The organism is Rhodococcus sp. P4_F3_2 (assembly GCF_056401335.1).
Genome location: NZ_JBFUJN010000167.1, coordinates 1 through 500, shown reverse-complemented (window position 1 = coordinate 500; position 500 = coordinate 1). Strand labels below are relative to the sequence as shown.

The following is a 500-nucleotide window of genomic DNA, read 5'->3' as shown; positions in this document are numbered from 1 at the left end:
GGTTATCTATCGGAGGAGAGTTTTCTAATAATGTAAAAAAAGGTGAGAATTTTATTATAGGTACAGTTGCTAGAATGGATGATCAAAAAAATCCATTGGAGTTTGTGAAAATTGCTGAAAGAGTTATTAGCAAGAATCCAGTTGTTAAGTTTGTATATGTAGGTGATGGAATTAAATTTAGAGAAATTCAACAGTATGTTAATGAAAGTGATTTTAAGGAAAACATAATATTATTAGGGTTTCATAATAATCCTTTTAAAATCTTAGGCACTTTTGATGTTTTTCTGACCACCTCTTTATATGAAGGTTTACCGTATTCATTAATTGAAGCTCTTGCTTCCAAGTTACCTATAGTAGCTACAAATGTCACCGGTAATAATGAAGTCGTAGATAATAATAACAATGGTTATCTCTATAGGCAGGGCGATATTGAAGAAGCTGCTAAATTAATAGAAAGTTTGATAAAAGATAATGTGAAGCTCAATGAGTTCGCATTAAAT

Annotated in this window: 1 protein-coding gene; it reads left to right on the top strand. The window is 30.4% G+C overall.

Features of this window, described 5'->3' with window-relative positions; translation table 11 throughout:
• A partial coding sequence (locus AC1DWA_RS33265) for a glycosyltransferase (protein WP_477917726.1) occupies positions 1–500 on the top strand: 500 nt, incomplete at both ends.